The organism is Streptomyces sp. NBC_00328, from assembly GCF_036139655.1.
In the GTDB taxonomy this organism is placed as follows: domain Bacteria; phylum Actinomycetota; class Actinomycetes; order Streptomycetales; family Streptomycetaceae; genus Streptomyces.
This window is the reverse complement of sequence record NZ_CP108013.1, coordinates 8,452,632-8,468,940: the sequence shown is the minus strand read 5'-3', so window position 1 is coordinate 8,468,940 and position 16,309 is coordinate 8,452,632. Positions and strand designations below refer to the sequence as shown.

Genomic DNA, 16,309 nt, shown 5'->3' with positions numbered 1-16,309 from the left:
GTGGCGTCGCCCGGCCGGGAGGCGTTGTCGGCCCGACGGGAGGTGGCGTCACACGTCGAAGCCGCGGCCGGTCGTCGGCCGCGGCTTCGCTTCTCGTGTTCGGCATGAGCGCGGTTCCGGCACTCCCGTGCCGGAACCGGTCGCGCCGGCTCCTGGCGTCGGTCAGTCGACGCTGGGCAGGATGTGGGGCTCGGCGAGGTCGTCCTCGTAGCCCGCGAGGCGGATCGGGGCGGACCTGGCCCACACGTCCAGGCTTCCGAGCTTGGTGTCGGACCCACCGCCGAGGTGCTCCCTGTGTTCCTTGGGGCCCTGATCGAGATTCGTCTTCTCTGGTGTCACCGCGCACTCCTTATGTGTCGGGTCACCCTCGGGACGTTAGGGCCCGGTGCTCTCGGGTCGCCTGACGGCGCTCGGGTATGAGTCGAAGCAGTTAGGGACGCGGTGGCGCCGGTAACTCGTGTGAGAGCAGGCCGTGGTGACCGGCTTGTCCCGGGACGGACCGTGGGTGTGGGTGGACCCCAGTAAGTCTGTCCGTCGGCTACAGCCTAACCAAATGAGCAGCCCCCCGCTCTATGGGGCTGAAAACGTGAGGTTACTGTCACACGTCTTCCAGAGCCCATCAGGCCACGATCTGCGGCGATTTGAAACATGATGCCCTCTTCGCGACCACCCATTCGGCTCAATATCGCCCCTGGACAGGGGCGTCGGGGCATGTCACGGGCACGCGTGGGTCACCATCGGCCGACGGCCGTCGCGCGCATCCGGCTCGAAGGCGTCACGCAGTTCAGTTCCCGTTGGCCGGTTCGCAAGGAGGCCATGCTGTGCTGTCGCACGGCAACGGCCTTTCTCGCGGGAGGACTGACGCATGGAGCTGCGCAGCGTCGAGGAGCTGATGAACCTGCTGCACGCCTGCCGGGGCGTCCACGACATTCCCGAGCTCACCCACTCCCGGCCTCACCCGGGCGGGGGAACGCCCATGTGCGACCCCGTCGATCTGCACGACCACGCCCTGCAGACCGCCGCACTGCTGCGCCGGGGCCACCCCAGCGACAAGGAACTCCAGGTCGCGGGCCTGGTGCACGACATCGGGCATCTGCTCAGGCCGGGTGACGACGCCGGGCACGCCGACCTGGCCGCCGACGCGGTACGGCCGCTCCTCGGCGAGCGCGTCTCCGGTCTCGTCCGGCTGCACGTCGAGGCGGGGCGCTATCTGGCGGCCGCGTTCGAGCACGACCCGCTGGCCGAGGACGCGGTGACCCTGCGGCAGGCGGACGACGCCGGCAAGGTCCCCGGCCTGTACGCCGGGGAACTGGAGGACTGGCGCACCCTGCTGGAGCTGGTGGCGGAACGTTCCGCGCGACTGGGAGCCGCGGACTGACAGGCGCCGGCGCGCGACCCGCGCCCGGCCGCCGGGAGCGGTCGCCGGAAGCGTCCGCCGCCAGGGCCTGTCGGCTGACGGCCCGTCATGAGACGGTACGCGGATGACGTCGCCGTACGGTCTGGAGGGCAGGGCCGCCATCGTCACCGGCGCCTCCCGCGGCATCGGTCTCGCCGTCGCCGAGGCGCTCGCCGCGTCGGGGGTGCGCGTGTGCGTGAGCGCGCGGGACCCGGACGCGGTGCGGCACGCGGCCGGACAGGTCGGCGGCATCGGCCTCGCCGGTTCCGTCACCGACGGAGCGCATCTGACGGAACTGACCGCGGTGACCCTGCGAGCCTTCGGACGCCTGGACATCGTGGTCAACAACGCGGCGACCAACCAGCCCTACGGCCCGCTCATGGACGCCGACCCCGATCGCTGGCGCGACGCGTTCGCCGTGAACGTCGAGGCACCGCTGCGACTGGTGCAGTGCGCCTGGCGGGCCTGGATGGGCGAGCACGGCGGGGCCGTGGTCAATGTCTGCACGGAGGGCGCCGGACACGTCGGCCCCCAGGTCGGCGCGTACGGCACCAGCAAGGCCGCCCTGCTCCATCTGACCGGGCAGCTGGCCGGCGAGCTGGCCCCGAAGGTGCGGGTCAACTCGGTCTCCCCCGGCCTCGTCCGTACCGAGATGGCCCGCTTCGTCTGGGAGGACTCCGAGGACGAACTGGGCGCCGGGCTCCCGCTCGGCCGCATCGGACAGCCCGAGGACGTCGCCCGCGCCGTGACCTGGCTGGCCTCCGACGCGGCCGGGTGGATCACCGGTGCCGATCTGCTGGTCGACGGGGGAACGCGGGTGAGAGCGGCCTACCCGGGCTCCCCCGCCCACGCCGTCCACGAACGGCTGCGCGCGCGGACCCCCGACGGGCGAGGGTCCGCGCCGTGACCGGCGCTCCTACCACTTGCCGGGCGCGTAGTCCTTCAGGAAGACGCCGTACAGGTCCTCGCCCAGCTCGCCGCGGACGATCGGGTCGTACACGCGGGCCGCGCCGTCGACGAGGTCGAGCGGGGCGTGGAAGCCCTCGTCGGCCAGGCGCAGCTTGTCGTAGTGCGGGCGCTCGTCGGTGATCCAGCCGGTGTCGACCGAGGTCATCAGGATGCCGTCGGTCTGGAACATCTCCTGGGCGCTGGTGCGGGTCACCATGTTCATGGCGGCCTTCGCTGCGTTCGTGTTCGGGTGTCCCGCGCCCTTGTAGCCGCGGCCGAACACGCCCTCCATCGCGGAGACGTTGACGACGTAGGCGCGCCCCGCGGCGGCCGCGCGGGCGGCTTCGGCCATCTGCGGCCGCAGATGGCTGATCAGGATGAACGGCGCCGTGTAGTTGCAGAGCTGGGTCTCGAGCAGCTCGACCGGGGAGATCTGCTCGATGGTCTGCACCCAGGTGTTGCTGTCGACGACGTCGGGGAGCAGACCGCCCGCGTCGATGGCGGTGCCGTCGCGGTGGCGGACCACACTGGCGTTGCCGGCGACCAGGGCGAGGTCGGCCACCTTCTGCGCGTCGAGACCGGAGACGCCGACGGGCAGCGCGGTCAGTCCGTCGACCGCTCCGGAGTTGAAGGCGCCGATGATCTCGCGGGCGGGCAGTTCACCGGCCGGCAGCGGCGCGCTCTCGCCCTCGACGAGCGCGGCGTAGGCGGACGGCAGCCGGCGCACGGTCTGCGTGGCGTTGTTGATCAGGATGTCGAGCGGGCCCTGCCCGGCGACGCGTTCGGCCAGGGCCACGGCCTGGGCCGGGTCGCGCAGGTCGATGCCGACGACCTCCAGGCGGTGGATCCAGTCCGCCGAGTCGTCCATGGCCTTGAAGCGGCGGATCGCGTCGTTCGGGAAGCGCGTGGTGATCGTGGTGTGCGCGCCGTCACGCAGCAGGCGCAGCGCGATGTACATGCCGATCTTGGCACGGCCGCCGGTGAGCAGCGCCCGCTTGCCGGTGAGGTCGGTGCGGGCGTCGCGGCGGGAGCGGTTCAGGGCGGCGCAGTCCTGGCAGAGCTGGTGGTAGAAGTAGTCGACCTCGACGTACCGCGTCTTGCAGGTGTAGCAGGAGCGCGGGCGCTGGAGTATCCCCGCGATCCTGCCCTCCTCCGTCACCGACGACGGCAGGATGCCCTCGGTCTCGTCGTCGATGCGCTGGGCGGAGCCGGTCGCGGTGGACTCGGTGACCTGCTTGTCGTGGGCCGTCTTGGCGGCGCGGCGCTCCTGGCGGCGGCGCTGCTTCACGGTCCGGTAGACGCCGGCGGTGGCGCGGCGCACGGCGATGGCGTCGGGGTGGTCGACGTCGATCTTCTCGAGTTCGTCGAGCACGCTGAGACAGACGGCCAGCCGCTCGGGGTCGATGCCGGGACCGAACGCGATGTCCGCCACATCTGTCGTGTCCACGGCGGGGGTCGCCCGGCCGTCCTCTGTCACCGTCATCGCTGCCGTTCCTCGGGTTGTGCGCCGCGTTCGAAACCGCGCTCGCTTTCGAAGGCGGAATTTTACGGACCAATCGCGCGCGGCACCAAACCCGTTGTGATCATGGCGTGCAAGCGGTGATCAGTACGCGCACCTCCTCGGCCAGGGAACGGGCCAGCAGATCGAGGTCGGGAACGGCCTCGGCGTCGGCCAGCAGCCCGTAGTGGACCTTGCCCCGGTAGGTCGAGACGGCCACCGCGAGGGCCTGGCCGCGGGCCAGCGGGGCGAAGGGATAGACCTCGGTGAGCGGGCAGCCGCCGAGCTTCAGCCCGAGGCTGGGCAGCGGCACGCTGGTGACGAGGATGTCGAACAGCAGCCGTGCGGCCTGGCCCACGACCGGGCCGCCGAGCCGGTGCCCGAGCGGGGGCACGTGGTCGGCGAGCAGCGCGACGGCTCCCGCGCCCCTGTTGGGTCCGGCGTCCTTGTTCCGGTCCATCGCCGTCCGTACGGCACGCAGCCGGCCGAGCGGGTCCGGGTCGTCGACGGGAAGCCGTATCAGATAGCCCGAGAGCCGGTTGCCCTGCGGCTGCGCGGTGCGCGGCCGGCGCCGGGAGACGGGGATCAGGGCGCGCGGGGAGACTCCCTCGCTGCCGTCGCCGCGCTCGTCGAGCCAGCGGCGCAGGGCGCCCGCGACGACGGCGATCAGGACGTCGTTGACGGTGCCGCCGACGGTCTTGCGGACGATGTGCACGTCGTCGAGGTCGATGACCACCCCGGCGGTGCGCCGGGTGCCGGTGGGCGACGAGGTGAGGGCGGGCGAGGACTGCGCGCCGAGTGTGGCGCGGGCCACCGACGTGCCGATGTCGAGGGCGCGGCCCACGTCGGACAGGGTGCCGCGGAGCAGACCCGGCAGCTTGCGGACGTCCGGGAAGAGCCCTCGGGGCGGTTCGGCGGGGCGCGGGCGGGGTTCCGGCAGGTCCATCGGGTCCATGATGGCGGCGGCCAGCATCAGCGCCCTGAGCCCGTCGGCGAGCGCGTGATGGAATTTGAAGAGCACCGCGAAGGACGTGCCGTCCTCGCCGGGCAGCACGTGCGCCTCCCAGGGGGGACGGCCGCGCTCCAGCGGGCGTTCCATGAGCCGGCCGGCCTCGGCGTGGAAGTCGGCGGTCGGCTTGTGGAGCAGGACGTGGTCCAGCGGCTCGAAGTCGGGCGCGGGCTCGCGGGCCGCGCCGCCGAAGGCGAGGGGTGCGGTGGGCTGCCACACGTCGCGGATGCGCATGCGCAACCCGGGGACGGCGGCGGCTCGGGCCGCGAGCAGGTCCGCCGCGTGGGCGCCGGCGGTGGGCGAGTGCGCGGCGAAGACACCGAGGGCTCCGAGGTGCATCGGGTGCCGGTCGGACTCGATGTTCCAGAACGCCAGGTCGAGTGGTGCGAGGAGGTCGGAGATCAAAGGCTTGCTCTCGCGTCGACGACGGGTGGACTTGCAGTCAAACCCGGACTGGTGATTACGGTCAAGTACGATCAAGTTACGCACAGTTAACAGCGGATTAAGTCCCGCCCCTCGGACGAGGGACGGGACCGGCCCGCCTCAGGACGGGTGGGACGTCATTTCAGGACCGGAGGTGCCGCCGAGGCGGCCGTTCCCCACTCGGACGGCTCCGGACCGACCGTGAAGCCGAGGGACCGGATGCCCTTCAGCGTGCCGGTCGTCAGATACGTACGACCGTACGACGAGCCGTCGAGGCGGGCCGACCGGATGTACCGGTCGGTGTCCGAGGTGCCCGGCGCCGTGACCGTCAGGGCACCGCGCGGGTAGTAGCGCCGGTCGAGGGTGAGGTCGACCCGCTCGAAGACGGGCGTGGACAGACCCCAGGTGTCGTAGCCGGGCTGCACCGGGAAGATCCCGATGGACGACAGGACGTTCCAGGCGGACATCGTGCCGAGATCGTCGTTGCCGGTCATGCCGGTCGGCGCGTCGGTGAACAGGGTCAGCGCCGCGTGCACGACGTCGGTCGTCTTCCAGGGCTGCCCGGTGGACAGGTAGGTGTACGGGGCGATCAGGTCGGGCTCGTTCTGCGGGTTGTACTTGTCGGCGTTGTAGTAGGCGTACGGGCCGTTGACCCAGACCTCGCGGGCTGTCTTCGCGGGGTCCTTCAGCAACTGCCCGTAGGCGAAGAACGCGTCGAGCCGGTCGTTGGCGGCCTGTTTGCCGCCGATCAGGTCGACCATGCCCGGCAGGTCCTGCGGCACGAGCCACTGGTACTGCCAGGACGTGCCCTCGTGGAATCCGACGCTCTGGGCCGGGTCGGCGGGTCCGGTGAAGGCCCCGTCGGCGTCCCGGGCGCGGAAGAAGCCGGTCGAAGGGTCGTGGATCGTGCGGTAGTTCTGGGAGCGCGCCAGGTAGCGCGCCGCGTCCTCGTCGTGGCCGAGGTCCCGTGCCATCGCGCCGAGCACGGCGTCCGACAGGGCGTACTCCAGGGTCGTGGAGGCGCCGTGGTCGTAGTCCGAGTCGCCGGGTTTGGCGTGCGGGCGGCCCTTGACGTAGGGGGCGAAGCCGTTCGCGATGTACTCCCTGTTGGCCTCGCGGCCCACGGCCGGCGAGTCGGCGGGCGGCACACCGTCGGCGTTCTTCCTCAGCGCGCGGTACGCCCGCTCCTCGTACCCCTCGAGCAGGCCCTGCTGGTAGGCGTTGGTGAGGAACGGGGTGACCGGGTCGCCGGTCATGATGTTCGTCTCGACGGTGCCGTAGCCCCACTTGGGCAGCCAGCCGCTCTCCTCGTCGATCCTGAGGACGGAGATCGCCATGTCCCGCGCCTCGCGCGGCGCCAGCAGGGCGAGCAGCTGCGACTGGGTGCGGTAGGTGTCCCACAGCGACCAGTTCTGGTAGTACGTGAAACCCTTGGCCCGGTGGATCCGCTGGTCCCAGCCGGTGTAGCGGCCGTCGGCGTCACTGCCGATGTTGGGCGCGAGGAACGAACGGTAGAGGGACGAGTAGAAGGTGCGGCGCAGGGTGTCGGCGCCGCCCTCGGCCCGGACGTCGTCGAGCCGGTCCTCCCAGGCGCGGCGGGCGGCCGCGCGGACCGCGTCGAAGGAACGGCCGCCCTCGGAACGGAGGTTGACGGCCGCACCGCGGGCGTCCACGTACGACAGCGCGGTGGTCGCCTCGACCGTGCGGTCCCCGGTGGTGTCGAAGCGCACGAAGGCCCCAGTGCGCCCGGTCGTGCCGGCCGTCTCCTTGGAGCCCTCGGTGACGGTGTCGCCGTTCCAGGTGCCCGAGGTGGTGAACGGCCGGTCGAAGCGGGTGATCGTGTACACCGTGTACGGCCCGGTCCCCTGGCAGAAGCCGCTGCCGGTGATCGCCGTGCGGACGGTCCGGTCGTCCAGGATCTCGACCTTGGTCGCGACCGTCCGGTGCAGCGACTGGCCCGCGTTCAGCAGCACGTTGGCCTTGTCGGTGGCCGGGAAGGTGTAGCGCTGCACTCCGGTGCGCGCGGTGGCCGTCAGCTCGGCCCCGATCCCGGACTTCAGGTCCGCCCGGTAGAAGCCGGGGTGCGCCTCCTCGGTGTCGTGGCCGAACTCCGCCGCGTACTGCGCGTCGTCCGTCCGGGTGATGTCCCCCGTCGTGGGCAGGACGGGCAGGTCGCCGCCGAGGCCGCAGCCGACACCCGAGAGGTGGACGAGGGAGAAGCCGCGGATGTGGTTCTGGGAATGGTCGTAGCCGGTGTTGTGGCCGGTGTCCGGGGAGAACTGCACCATGCCGAAGGGCACGGCGGCGCCGGGATAGGTGTTGCCCTCGTTCTGGGTGCCGATGAACGGATTGACCAGGTCGGTGAGTTGGCCGTCGCGCGGCTCGGCGGCCTGTGCGGTGGGCAGGGCGAACAGCGCGGAGGCTGTCACCAGTCCCGCCGTGCACAGGCGCAGGCGCCGGGTCCATCTCATGCGGGAGACCTCCGGTGGGTGATCGACATCGTTGTCCTCATGCATGGTCGGGGCGGGGGACCCGCTTTCCGGGCAACCGGAGGGATCCGGCGTGACGCGTCGCGTCGGGACGCGGCGCGTCCTGGACCGCCCCACGCGATGACATCGTTGTCAGGGTTGTACAACGTTGTCATCGACGGCAGTTGGCATGACAGCACGGGATTCCGAACCCAGTCCAGGGACATGACAAGCGAGGGCTGACAACGGCCGGAAGTCGCCGTGCCCGAGGGCACGGCGGCGGAGGCCGGCCTTCCTGGGCGGCCCGTGGCGCACCGCGCGGGCCCGGTCAGGGCACGCGCTGGCCCTTGCCCAGGGCGATCACGCCGGCCTTGGAGACCGTGTAGAGGTCGGAGTCGCGCTCCGGGTTGACGCCGATCGTCGCGCCCGGCGGTACCTCGACGTTCTTGTCGAGCACCGCGCCGCGCACCACGGCGCCCCGCCCCACCTTGACGTTGTCGTGCAGGACCGATCCCTGCACCACCGCTCCGGGATCGACGACCACGCCCGGCGACAGCACCGACCGCGTCACCTGCCCGCGGATCAGGCACCCCGCGCTGATGATGGACTCGCTGGCGATGCCGCCGGCGTTGAAACGCGCCGGCGAGAGCTGCCCCGAGCTGGTGTAGAGGGGCCAGCTCCGGTTGAACAGATTGAACGCGGGACGCTCGGCGATCAGGTCCATGTGGGCGTCGTAGTAGGCGTCGAGGGTGCCCACGTCGCGCCAGTAGCCCTGGTCGCGGGTGGTCTCGCCGGGTACGTGGTTGTCGCTGAAGTCGTAGAGCTGCGCCTCGCCCCGGCCGGTGAGCGCGGGCAGGATCGAACCGCCCATGTCGTGCACGGAGCTGTCGTCCTCGGCGTCCCGCTGGAGCGCCTCGACCAAGGCCTTGGTGGTGAAGATGTAGTTGCCCATCGAGGCGAAGACGCACCCCGGGTCGTCCGCGAGGCCCGGCGGGTCGGCGGGCTTCTCCAGGAAGCCCCGCACGCTCTGGCCGTCGGAACCGGGGGTGATGACGCCGAAGGACGACGACTCCGAGCGCGGCACCCGTATTCCGGCCACCGTCACCCCCGCACCGCTCTCGATGTGCTGGGCGAGCATCTGCCGGGGATCCATGCGGTAGACGTGATCGGCGCCGAACACCGCGACGTACTCGGGCTGTTCGTCGTGGATCAGGTTGAGCGACTGGAGGATCGCGTCCGCGCTGCCGAGATACCAGCGGGGCCCGAGCCGCTGCTGGGCCGGGACCGGGGTCACATAGTTGCCGAGCAGGCTCGACATCCGCCACGTGGTGGTGATGTGCCGGTCCAGCGAGTGCGACTTGTACTGCGTCAGCACGCAGATGCGCAGGATGTCGGCGTTCACGAGATTGGAGAGGACGAAGTCCACGAGGCGGTACGTGCCGCCGAAGGTCACCGCCGGTTTCGCCCGGTCCGCGGTGAGCGGCATCAGCCGCTTTCCCTCACCGCCCGCCAGTACGATTCCCAGCACCGAAGGTCCACCGCGCCCACCGCGCCGCATGCCGCCGCCCCTCTACGCCCGATCGGGCCGCGCCCGGCCGTCCGGACCCGCCCCGCGTTCCTGAAGTTCGCCTGTCCGAACGGTTACCCCGCTTTGAGGACTTCCTCGTACAACCGGACGGTCCTGCGGGCCACCGCGTCCCAGCCGAACTCGCCCACCGCGCGCCGCCGTCCGGCCTCGCCCATCCGCCGGGCCGTGCCGGGGTCGGCGAGCACGGAGTCCAGGGCCGCCGCGAGTCCCGCCTCGAAGTCGCCTTGGAGCGGCACGAGAAGGCCTGTCTCGCCGTGCTCGACCACCTCGGGAATGCCGCCGACCCGCGAGGCCACCACCGCCGTCCCGCAGGCCATCGCCTCCAGGTTGACGATGCCGAGCGGCTCGTACACCGAAGGACACACGAACACGGCCGCGCGGGTGAGGAGTTGGATGACATCGGGCCGCGGCAGCATCTGCGGGATCCAGTGCACGCCGTCCCGCACGGCGCTCAACTCCCGGTACAGGTCGCGGAACTCGCGGTCGATCTCCGGGGTGTCGGGGGCGCCCGCGCACAGCACCACCTGGGCGGCCGGGTCGATGTCCCGTACCGCGCGCAGCAGATGGGGCACGCCCTTCTGCCGGGTGATACGGCCGACGAACAGGACGTACGGGCGAGCGGTGTCCAGGCCGATCCGCTCCAGGACGTCGGTGCCGTGGTCGGGCCGGTACAGGGCGGTGTCGATGCCGTTGTGCACGACGCGCACTCTGGACGGGTCGAGGCCCGGGTAGCAGCCGAGGATGTCGTCGCGCATGGCGCCGGAGACGGCGATCACGGCGTCGGCTGCCTCGATGGCGGTGCGCTCGGCCCAGCTGGAGAGGGCGTAGCCCCCGCCGAGCTGCTCGGCCTTCCAGGGGCGCAGCGGTTCGAGGGAGTGGGCGGTCATCACGTGCGGAATGCCGTGCAGGAGCTTTCCGAAGTGTCCCGCGAGGTTGGCGTACCAGGTGTGGGAGTGGACGAGATCGCGGCCTTCGAGCGCGGCGGCGATGGAGAGGTCCACGGAGAAGGTGCGCAGGGCGTCGTTGGCGCCGTCGAGCGCGGACCAGGGACGGTGCCGGACGACTCCGCCGGTGCCGCCCTCGCCCCAGCAGTGCACGTCGAGTTCGGTGAGGGCGCGTAACTCCCTTGCGAGGAACTCGACATGGACGCCCGCACCGCCGTAGACGTCCGGAGGAAACTCCCGGGTCAGCAGTCCCACGCGCACACAGAACTCCCGTCCTAGCCGGCTGGTGCCCCTCATGGTCACTCAGTTGAAGCCGATACGGAAGACCGCGAGACGCAGGCCCGTGTCAGGTCCGGCCTGGCCGCCGCGCCGGGGCCGGCCGGGCATCCGTGCCGGGTCCGGCCGGGCGTCCTCGTCAGGTCCGGCCGGGCGCGGGGCGCGGTGGGCGCTCGAAGCAGCAGTCCCCGCAGACTCCGCCACCGGGCACCCGGTAGTACAGACAGCAGCTGCGGCGGCGCAGCGTCTCCGGGTCGAGGGTGCCGGAGAGGTCGGGGTGCGCGAAGAGCCCGCCGGCCAGCGTCCTCGCCCGCTCGCCCACGTCCGGGCGTCCGTGGGCGCGTGCCCAGCGCTCCAGCTGGCGGACGGTCCCGGCCAGGGCCGAGCCCGCGTTGCCCCACAGCAGGGCCGGTGAGACGCGATGGCGCGAGCGCAGGGCCGCGCTCAGCGGTACGAGGAGCCCGGCGCGCACGACCGCGTCGAGATCGGCCACGGGCCGGAAGCGGACCTCGCGCAGCCAGAGGTCGTCGGGAGCACTGGCGTCCGGGTCCCAGCTCAGGAGTTCCGGATCGAGGTCGGGCACCCGGCCGCCGAGCGCGGCCGCGCCGAGGGCGATGGACCAGAAGCGGGCCGCGAGACCCTGCTGAGCCACCGAGACCGCGACCCGCGGTTCGGGCGCCCGGATACTCTGTGCGACTTTGCGGACACGAAAAGTTACCGGATCTCCGTAAACCTCCCCCGCCGTTCCGGATCGCGGGTTCGTCCAGGCGTTCGCGAGGGTGGGCAGGGTGCCGTGCGGCGGTACGCCGGTGCGTAGTACGAAGAATCCGCCGAGCGCGTCGAGCGCCTTGAGTCCGGGGTCGAGGTCCACGAAGAGCAGTAGTACCAAGCCCCCTAGGGGTAACCACCAGTGGATCGGGCCGGGGTGTCGCCCACCCTGGGGAGGACACCGGGCGATTCGTACTCCATCGGCAGTAGGACCCAATGACTGCTCAGGGACGACGACGAGAACTAATTCGCACGGCATCGTTGTTTGCATGGAAGCCGACCGTTCGTCGCGCCGGGCCGCAGCTCCGCGCCGTTCGCAGAGGAGGGACTCATGAGTGCCCTCGCTTTGTCCGTGGTGCTCTCGTTCGTCTCAGCCGTCGCGTACGCGGGCGGCGCGATCATTCAGGAGCGGGTCGCGGTGACCTCTCCCGGCCAGACCTACGCTCCGTTGCGCAGGCCGGGCTGGTGGGCGGCCGTCGCGCTGACCGGCCTGGGCGGGCTGCTGCACGTGGTCGCCCTCGCCTTCGGCCCGCTGAGCCTCGTACAGCCGCTCGGCGCGCTGACCATCGTCTTCGCGCTTCCCATGGCGGCCCTGTTCGTCGGCCGCAGGGCCGGAGCCGCGGCCTGGCGCGGCGCGATCATGGCCACCGTGGGTCTCGCGGGCCTGCTGTCCCTGGTCGGCGCGTCCGACGCGCAGTCCCTGAGCAACGCCCAGCGCGTGGCACTGGGCGTGGTGTCGGGCGGCGCGGTCGCGGCCCTGATGGTGGCGGGGCGCGCGGCGCACCGGCACCCCGCGGTACGCAGTGTGCTGCTGGCGGTCGCGGCGGGCATCGCCTTCAGCATGTCCTCCGTGTTCACCAAGACCGTCGCGGTCGACTGGTCGCGGCACGTGTCGCTCGCCGACCTGTCGAGCCTCGCGGCCATCGGTGCCTTCGCGACGGCCGGCATGCTGATCTCGCAGGCCTCCTACCGCGGTGCGGGCCTGGAGGCGCCGCTGGCCACGCTGACGGTGGTGAACCCCGTCGTGGCTGCCGCGGTCGGCATCACGATGTTCGGCGAGACCTTCCGGTACGGCACCGTCGGCACCGTGCTCGCCCTGGGCTGCGGCGTCGTCGCGGCGGGCGGTCTGGTCCTGCTCACCATCGAGCGGATCGGCAGCGGCGAGCGAACCGCGCCCTCCGTCGCGGAGCCCGCGGAGCCCACGGTTGCCCCGGAACCCGCGGCCGTCATGGAGCCCGTAACCGTTCCGCAGCCCGTAGCCGTCGCGCAGCCCGTGGCTACGGCCGTGCCGGAGTCGGACGCCGGGCAGCGGACCGACGCGCCGCACGCTCCCACCGCCGTCCCTGTTCCGGTGGCCCTCACGGCCGCGTCCGGGCCACGGCTCCCCGGGCCGGCCGTATCGCGGCCGCGCCTCACGGAGCCCGCCGTCCCGGCCGTCGGCGGCCTCGGCGCTCTCACGGCCGCCGAGGCGGCCGTGGCGGAACTGCTGGCCGGCCTGCCCGAGCCCACCGATCCCCCCGAGGGCGCGGACGGGTTCGTACCGGCTGCGCAGCCGGGGGCCGGGAGCGTGGCACACACCGCGCGGGCGGGTGCCGGAAGCGTGCCGCAGGCCGCGCGGGCAGGCGGTGACGGTGTGGCCCCTCCTGCTCTGCGGCCCGTGGGGGCGGGTGCGTTCGTACCGGCTCCGGTCAAGGCCGCCGTGCCGACGATGGAGGTCGTCGCGGCGGGTCACCTGGAGGCCCGGGACGAGTTGCCCTACCTGACCGTCATGCTCGGTGTGCCGTACGTGCCGATCCCGTTCGTCAGCCACCACCGCACCCGAGTCAAATCCTGACACCTCCGGCCCGGAGATACGCCAACGGGTCGATGTCCGAACCGAAGCCGGGCCCGGTCCGCACCTCGAAGTGCAGATGCGGGCCCGTGCTGTTGCCCGTGGACCCCGAGCGGCCGATGCGCTGCCCGGCCACCACGCTCTGCCCGCTCTTCACGGAGATCGCCGAGAGGTGGCCGTACTGGGTGTAGCGGCCGTCGGCGTGCCGGATCACCACCTGGTAGCCGAACGAACCGCCCCAGCCCGAGCTGACCACATGGCCGGCGGCGACCGCCGCGACGGAGGTGCCGGTCGGCACGGGGAAGTCGACGCCCGTGTGGTAGCCCTTCGACCAGTGCGAGCCGGTGGCGTGGTAGGCCGTGCCGGTCGCCGCGTGCACCGGGGCGACGAGCCCGTGCGTCCCGGACCTGACGGGCGTCGTGGTGTGCGGCGACGTCCTGTCCGCCGAGGTCTTCTTCGCAGGCGCCTTCTTGCTCGGCGCCTTCTTCGCGGGCGTCCCGGTGTGCGTCTTCGACGGGCTCTTGGCCGGAGCGGGCCGGGTGTGCGCGGGGGCCTGGGTCCTGCCGCTCAGGGTGAGCCGCTGGCCCGGCAGGATCAGGTCGGGGTCGGAGCCGACGGTCGTGCGGTTCGCGGCGTACAGCCCCTCCCAGCCGCCCTGGACATGCCGGGAGCCGGCGATGCCCGAGAGCGTGTCGCCGTGCACGACGGTGTACATCTCGGCGGTCCCCGCCTGCGACTGCGGCGTGGTCTGCGGCTTCACGTCCCGCACCGACCGCTGCTTCTCCGTCCGCGGCGCGGTCCCCGCCGGGCTGATGTCGGGAGCCGCACTTCCTCGGGTCAGCCCCGCGCGGACCGAGCACACCGGCCACGCGCCGGGCCCCTGGCCCTTCAGCACCTTCTCGGCCACGGCTATCTGCTGGTCCTTCGTGGCCTGGTCCGCGCGCCCGGCGTAGGCCTTGCCGCCGTACGCCTCCCAGGTGGACCGGGTGAACTGAAGTCCGCCGTAGTAGCCGTTGCCGGTGTTGATGCTCCAGTTGCCGCTGGACTCGCAGGCGGCGACCTTGTTCCAGGTCCCGACGTCCGCCGCCTGGGCGACTCCGGCCCCCACCAGAGGGAGCGCGATCCCGGCGCCGCCCGCCGTGACGGTGAGTGAGGCGCGGTTGATCCTGTTCGGCTGATACCGGCGGTGCCGGCCGCGTACGGCCATGAGGGAGCCCCCCTAGACATGCGTCAGGAGCGGCAAAAGTAAGCGCTGGGAACAGGCCGGGACAAGGCGGCAACCGGTCGCTCCGGGAAGGCGGTCGACCGGATCCCGGGCGGTCGTCGGACCGGGCGCCCTGCGCACGGTGGGCGACCGGGCCGACGCGGCACGGGGATGCGTCGCGCACCGCGCACCGGCCCGCCGACGTCGGGTTCCCGTGTCCGGCGACAGGCGTCCGGCCCGTTCACCGGACCCGGCCGCGCGGGAACGGGGGCCGCGTCCGGGCCGCCGGACACGCCCGCGGACGGCGGCCCGCGCCGCGCGGACTGTCCGAAATCCGCCCTCGCCGTGCCGGGACGTTCCCCTGCGTGGACACCCGCGACACGTCAGGATGGCCTGGGGCAATACTGGCGAGCGGCACGGACGAGCACGACCGGCGGCATCGGTGCCGGGATGTTTCCCGTAGCGGCCAACGGACTTACCGCACTTCTTAGGAGCCAACCGAATGAGCACTTCAGCCCAGATCGGCGTCACGGGTCTCGCGGTCATGGGGCGCAACCTCGCCCGCAACTTCGCGCGCAACGGGTACGCGGTCGCCGTGCACAACCGCACCGTGGCGAAGACGAACGCGCTGGTGGAGGAGTTCGGCCACGAGGGCACGTTCGTGGCGGCCGAGACAGCGAAGGAGTTCGTGGCGGCGCTGGAGCGGCCCCGACGCCTGGTGATCATGGTCAAGGCGGGCGAACCGACGGACGCGGTGATCCAGGAGTTCGCCCCGCTCCTGGAGCCCGGCGACATGATCATCGACGGTGGCAACGCGCATTTCGCGGACACCCGGCGCCGTGAGCGCGCGCTGCGCGAGCAGGGCATCCACTTCGTCGGCACGGGCGTGTCCGGCGGCGAGGAGGGCGCGCTGAACGGGCCGAGCATCATGCCGGGCGGCTCGGTCGAGTCGTACGCCTCGCTCGGCCCGATGCTGGAGAAGATCTCCGCGAAGGCCGCGGACGGGGCGCCGTGCGTCACGCATGTGGGTCCGGACGGCGCCGGGCACTTCGTGAAGATGGTCCACAACGGCATCGAGTACGCCGACATGCAGCTCATCGGCGAGGCCTACCAACTGCTCCGCGACGTGGCCGGGTACTCCCCCGCGCAGATCGCGGACATCTTCCGCACGTGGAACACCGGCAGGCTCGACTCGTATCTGATCGAGATCACCGCCGAGGTGCTGTCGCACGTGGACGCGGCGACGGGCAAGCCGTTCGTGGACGTGGTCCAGGACCGGGCCGAGCAGAAGGGCACGGGCCGCTGGACCGTACAGATCGCGCTGGACCTGGGCGTGCCGGTGTCGGGTATCGCCGAGGCGGTCTTCGCCCGCTCGCTCTCCGGGCACGCCGGCCTGCGCGAGGCCTCGCGGGGACTCGCCGGTCCGACGGCTCAGCGGCTCGACGAGTCCGAGGCGGGGGCCTTCGCGGACCGGGTCGAGCAGGCCCTGTACGCGTCGAAGATCGTCTCGTACACGCAGGGGTTCCACGAGATCACCGCGGGCAGCGACGAGTACGACTGGAACATCGACCTCGGTTCCGTCGCCTCGATCTGGCGCGGCGGCTGCATCATCCGGGCGGCCTTCCTCGACCGTATCCGCGCCGCGTACGACACCCGGCCCGACCTGCCGAGCCTGCTGTCGGACGCGACGTTCGCCCAGGAGATCGCGGCGGCCCAGGACGACTGGCGTGAGGTCCTCGTCGCCGCGACCCGCCAGGGCGTGCCCACGCCCGGCTTCTCGGCGGCCCTCGCGTACTACGACGCCCTGCGCGCCGAGCGCCTGCCGGCCGCTCTCACCCAGGGGCAGCGGGACTTCTTCGGAGCGCACACCTACCGCCGGACGGACCGCGAGGGATCGTTCCACACGCTGTGGGGCGGCGACCGGTCGGAGGTCGAGGCGTAGCGGTCGCCCCGCGG

At 72.0% G+C, this 16,309-nt stretch carries 11 protein-coding genes and 1 pseudogene; 4 read left to right on the top strand and 8 right to left on the bottom strand.

Going from position 1 to position 16,309, the window contains the following annotated elements; all coding sequences use genetic code 11:
* Positions 1 to 162: 162 nt before the first annotated feature.
* Positions 163 to 339: a hypothetical protein gene (locus OG485_RS37035; RefSeq protein ID WP_328672913.1), complete on the bottom strand. Its 177-nt coding sequence runs from the start codon at positions 337 to 339 to the stop codon at positions 163 to 165.
* Positions 340 to 865: 526 nt separating this feature from the next.
* On the opposite strand from OG485_RS37035, the gene OG485_RS37030 reads away from it, so the two are divergent.
* Both OG485_RS37030 and OG485_RS37025 read left to right on the top strand, forming a co-directional pair.
* Complete coding sequence (locus OG485_RS37030; protein WP_328672912.1) at positions 866 to 1,378, top strand: HD domain-containing protein; 513 nt, start codon at positions 866 to 868, stop codon at positions 1,376 to 1,378.
* 103 nt (positions 1,379 to 1,481) lie between these two features.
* Complete coding sequence (locus OG485_RS37025; RefSeq protein ID WP_328672911.1) at positions 1,482 to 2,303, top strand: SDR family oxidoreductase; 822 nt, start codon at positions 1,482 to 1,484, stop codon at positions 2,301 to 2,303.
* Between the two features lie 9 nt (positions 2,304 to 2,312).
* On the opposite strand, the gene OG485_RS37020 is transcribed toward OG485_RS37025, so the two are convergent.
* The 6 genes from OG485_RS37020 to OG485_RS36995 all read right to left on the bottom strand — a co-directional run bounded on the left by OG485_RS37020 (position 2,313) and on the right by OG485_RS36995 (position 11,421).
* Positions 2,313 to 3,827 carry an SDR family NAD(P)-dependent oxidoreductase gene (locus OG485_RS37020; RefSeq protein ID WP_328672909.1) on the bottom strand — a complete coding sequence of 505 codons (1,515 nt, stop codon included), beginning with the start codon at positions 3,825 to 3,827 and terminating at the stop codon, positions 2,313 to 2,315.
* A gap of 100 nt (positions 3,828 to 3,927) precedes the next feature.
* Entirely contained in the window at positions 3,928 to 5,256 is a 1,329-nt protein-coding gene (locus OG485_RS37015) for a wax ester/triacylglycerol synthase family O-acyltransferase (RefSeq protein ID WP_328672907.1), read from the bottom strand.
* 155 nt (positions 5,257 to 5,411) lie between these two features.
* Positions 5,412 to 7,745: a GH92 family glycosyl hydrolase gene (locus OG485_RS37010; protein ID WP_328672906.1), complete on the bottom strand. Its 2,334-nt coding sequence runs from the start codon at positions 7,743 to 7,745 to the stop codon at positions 5,412 to 5,414.
* Positions 7,746 to 8,070: 325 nt separating this feature from the next.
* Positions 8,071 to 9,300 (bottom strand): glucose-1-phosphate adenylyltransferase, encoded by a 1,230-nt coding sequence (gene glgC, locus OG485_RS37005; protein WP_328672904.1) that lies wholly within the window; start codon positions 9,298 to 9,300, stop codon positions 8,071 to 8,073.
* Between the two features lie 83 nt (positions 9,301 to 9,383).
* Entirely contained in the window at positions 9,384 to 10,535 is a 1,152-nt protein-coding gene (gene glgA / locus OG485_RS37000) for a glycogen synthase (RefSeq protein ID WP_328674794.1), read from the bottom strand.
* Positions 10,536 to 10,689: 154 nt separating this feature from the next.
* Positions 10,690 to 11,421, bottom strand: a complete 732-nt coding sequence (locus OG485_RS36995; protein WP_328672902.1) for a (2Fe-2S)-binding protein — start codon at positions 11,419 to 11,421, stop codon at positions 10,690 to 10,692.
* A gap of 228 nt (positions 11,422 to 11,649) precedes the next feature.
* Here OG485_RS36995 and OG485_RS44115 point away from each other — a divergent pair.
* Positions 11,650 to 12,540, top strand: a pseudogene (locus tag OG485_RS44115) (DMT family transporter); the annotation flags it as partial.
* A 601-nt stretch (positions 12,541 to 13,141) separates the two neighbouring features.
* Here OG485_RS44115 and OG485_RS36985 read toward each other — a convergent pair.
* Entirely contained in the window at positions 13,142 to 14,356 is a 1,215-nt protein-coding gene (locus tag OG485_RS36985; protein WP_328672898.1) for a transglycosylase family protein, read from the bottom strand.
* A 499-nt stretch (positions 14,357 to 14,855) separates the two neighbouring features.
* Here OG485_RS36985 and gndA point away from each other — a divergent pair, with 499 nt between their 5' ends.
* Positions 14,856 to 16,295, top strand: a complete 1,440-nt coding sequence (gene gndA / locus OG485_RS36980) for an NADP-dependent phosphogluconate dehydrogenase (RefSeq protein WP_328672896.1) — start codon at positions 14,856 to 14,858, stop codon at positions 16,293 to 16,295.
* Positions 16,296 to 16,309: the final 14 nt, after the last annotated feature.

Coding starts and splice junctions, on each gene's coding strand:
- OG485_RS37025 (WP_328672911.1), top strand. CDS start 1,482: ATGACGTCGCCGTACGGTCTGGAGGGCAGGGCCGCCATCGTCACCGGC.
- OG485_RS36985 (WP_328672898.1), bottom strand. CDS start 14,356: ATGGCCGTACGCGGCCGGCACCGCCGGTATCAGCCGAACAGGATCAAC.
- OG485_RS37020 (WP_328672909.1), bottom strand. CDS start 3,827: ATGACGGTGACAGAGGACGGCCGGGCGACCCCCGCCGTGGACACGACA.
- glgC (WP_328672904.1), bottom strand. CDS start 9,300: ATGCGGCGCGGTGGGCGCGGTGGACCTTCGGTGCTGGGAATCGTACTG.
- OG485_RS37010 (WP_328672906.1), bottom strand. CDS start 7,745: ATGAGATGGACCCGGCGCCTGCGCCTGTGCACGGCGGGACTGGTGACA.
- OG485_RS37030 (WP_328672912.1), top strand. CDS start 866: ATGGAGCTGCGCAGCGTCGAGGAGCTGATGAACCTGCTGCACGCCTGC.
- gndA (WP_328672896.1), top strand. CDS start 14,856: ATGAGCACTTCAGCCCAGATCGGCGTCACGGGTCTCGCGGTCATGGGG.